Below are 2795 nucleotides of genomic sequence, written 5' to 3' on the forward strand. Positions count from 1 at the left end.
TCGTGCCTTCAAGCCATTGTTGGGAAGACGCATTTCGTCAGATCATTGAAGACCGGACGATGGGCTGATGCTGTCCGGATGATCCGGGTGGTCAGTGTCGAGTTCGAGAACATGCTCCGCAAGGCTGAGGGAGCGTCCGAGATCAGCGTCTCATTCATTTCCGGCGCAGCGCCCCAAGAGATCGTTCACTCGCCTCCTGTGCCTACGCCAGAACCGGCAAACGATGAAATGACGCTTCAACAGGTCTTCGACATGTTCATGAGCGACCCATCGAAGAAGCGGGCATGGACGACTATGGCCCGGTATCGTGAGACGATGGGGGTTGTTTTCGAAGTCATCCCACCCAGCACACCGATCAAGAAGGTTGACCGGACGATGTGCCGTCACGTGCTCGAAATGGTTCAATGGCTACCAGCCAACGCCACCAAACGCTTCCCAAATCAGCCTATTAGGATGTTGTGCGATAAGGCCAAGAACGGCCAAATTAAACGCCTTATCAGCGCCCAGACCGTGAACTTCTACATGATCTGCTTCACAGCCGTCCTAAGCTTCGCGCTCAGCGAGGAATGGGCGGATAAGAATCCGGCGAAGGGGCTGAGGGTAGCTGATCCTGTCCGCGCGAAGGATAAACGTCTGCCATATGACGATGGACAGCTTAAGCAGATATTCTCCACATCAATTTACACCACCAAAGCCGATCAATATCGAGATACTGCGAAGTTCTGGATTCCAATTATTGGTTTGTTCGGGATGCGGCTGAACGAGATCGCGGGATTGCGAGTTGCCGACATCCAGACGATTGATGGTGTGGAGTGCTTCATCGTCAAGGAGGCGGAGGATAAATCCATAAAAACCCTCGCTTCTGAACGAACGGTGCCGATCCCCGATATGATCAAAGACGGTGTCCTTGCGCTTGCACAACGCCGTCGCCAGCAAGGATATGCGCGGCTATTCCCAGATGTCCACCGGGATGGTCGGGGCCTATACAGCCATGAGTTTTCAAAGTGGTGGGGTCGTCATGCGAGGAATGAGGGTTTCTTTAAGGAACGGACATGTTTCCACAGCCTCCGTCATAACTTCCGGCAGGCGATGCGCGAGGCAAGAATCGACGAGGAGATCGTGCTCGCGTTGGGTGGTTGGACGCCGAGTGGAAAGTCCGAAGTTCAGCGAAATTATGGAAGCGGTGTTCCAATCCACATGCTCAAAGACGCTATCAACCGCATAAGATACAGTGAATTGGACTTAATTCATATTCTTTGATAGCCGCCCCCAGTATCCACAAGATTTGGAGATGGTTTTATTTGGCCCATCTATGGCGTCCTGTCTAAGACTTGCATCGGCATTTCTCGTCCGCAAGGCAACTGTCTTTCTGACAGCTTGATCTGATCCGCTGTCTGATGGCTTTGATCGCCATGTAAATCACCAGCGCAACCAACGAGGAGATCGGCAGCGCACAGATGATAGCCTCAAGGCTGACGGGCTTTCCGAAGAGTGAACCGCTAAATATACCAATACCTGCCACTGCGGGAATAAGGAAAGGTATGGCGCAGCAGCCAATGCACGCAAGCACCAGACCTATAATGGTTTTCCTGAACATCGATTATCCTGTCGAGCCGGAATGGCCCTTGAAGGTCATCGGTGTGCATCCTAAAGTAACTTTAGGTGCAAGTCTTCTTTTCGGGAGCTAACATGATCACCATCGGTGAACTGGCCAAACGCGCGAACTGCACGGTGCCGACCATCCGCTATTACGAGTCTATGGGGTTAATGCCTGAACCGCAAAGACGCGAGAGTGGTCATCGCGCCTATGACCGTGGCGATCTTTCACGGTTGATACTGATACGCCGTTGTCGCGATTTCGATATGCCGCTTGAAAAAATAAAAGACCTGCTGGAAATGGAGGGTAATGGCAAGCCGTGTCAGGAAACGGTTGCGTTCTTCGAGACTCAGCGATCTGCCATAAAGGCTCGAATAACCGCACTAAACGAACTGGATTTCACCTTGTCACTTTATGTGAACCGGTGCCAGTCAAGCTGTATGCAGACCGATAATGGGTGCGACATCTATGAGCAGATGGCAACGGACATAAGCCATGCGGATAAAGCCGTGGCCTCAGCCCTATGACCAGCACTGAAACCGATAAGAGCTTGCGCCGCGCCGTCTTGATGGTTGGCGCTGCAAATCTCGCCTACTTTTTCGTCGAGTTGCTTGTCGCCAGAAAGATCGGCTCAGTGTCACTGTTCGCTGACAGCATCGACTTCTTTGAGGATGCGGCGGTCAATGTTCTGATCTTTGTGGCTTTGGCTTGGTCCGCGCGTAATCGTGCGCGTGCGGGCATGGTCATGGCGGGCATTCTCCTGCTACCCGCTTTGTCCTTGCTATGGACGGCTTGGCAAAAGTTCCAGCACCCGATGCCGCCTGAGCCTTGGCTTTTGTCTGCCACAGGTTTGGGCGCTCTTGTGGTCAATGTTAGTTGCGCATTCTTGCTCACGAAATTTAGGGATCACAAAGGAAGCCTGACCCGTGCGGCCTTCCTGTCAGCCCGAAATGATGCTTTTGCCAATGTTGCCATCATGGCGGCTGGGGCCTTGACGCTGATCTGGCCTACGGCATGGCCTGACCTTGTTGTCGGCATCGGGATTGCCATTATGAACGCCGACGCTGCCCGCGAGATTTGGCAGGCGGCTCACGAAGAGCGCAAAGCCGCCAAAGCATGAAAGGTCGCTTTTTAGGCTGTCGGATGAAGATACATAGTCAAATCTTCAATATTTGAAGGCGTATTTTGGATAGGTGAG

At 52.7% G+C, this 2795-nt stretch carries 3 protein-coding genes; all 3 read left to right on the top strand.

What is annotated here, in order from left to right:
- A partial coding sequence (locus PQU94_RS17925; protein WP_272742799.1) for a site-specific integrase occupies nucleotides 1-1260 on the top strand: 1260 nt, incomplete at its 5' end.
- A 429-nt stretch (nucleotides 1261-1689) separates the two neighbouring features.
- Nucleotides 1690-2124, top strand: coding sequence for a MerR family transcriptional regulator (locus PQU94_RS17930; RefSeq protein WP_272742800.1), 435 nt, complete (start codon nucleotides 1690-1692; stop codon nucleotides 2122-2124).
- Nucleotides 2121-2717, top strand: a complete 597-nt coding sequence (locus PQU94_RS17935) for a cation efflux transmembrane domain-containing protein (RefSeq protein WP_272742801.1) — start codon at nucleotides 2121-2123, stop codon at nucleotides 2715-2717. Before PQU94_RS17930 ends, PQU94_RS17935 begins: the two co-directional genes overlap by 4 nt.
- The last annotated feature ends 78 nt before the right edge of the window (nucleotides 2718-2795 follow it).

This window comes from Asticcacaulis currens (genome assembly GCF_028550395.1).
In the GTDB taxonomy this organism is placed as follows: Bacteria; Pseudomonadota; Alphaproteobacteria; order Caulobacterales; family Caulobacteraceae; genus Asticcacaulis; species Asticcacaulis currens.

Bases quoted from the DNA above. Each gene is read 5' to 3' on its own strand.
- PQU94_RS17930 (WP_272742800.1), top strand. From the start codon at position 1,690: ATGATCACCATCGGTGAACTGGCCAAACGCGCGAACTGCACGGTGCCG.
- PQU94_RS17935 (WP_272742801.1), top strand. From the start codon at position 2,121: ATGACCAGCACTGAAACCGATAAGAGCTTGCGCCGCGCCGTCTTGATG.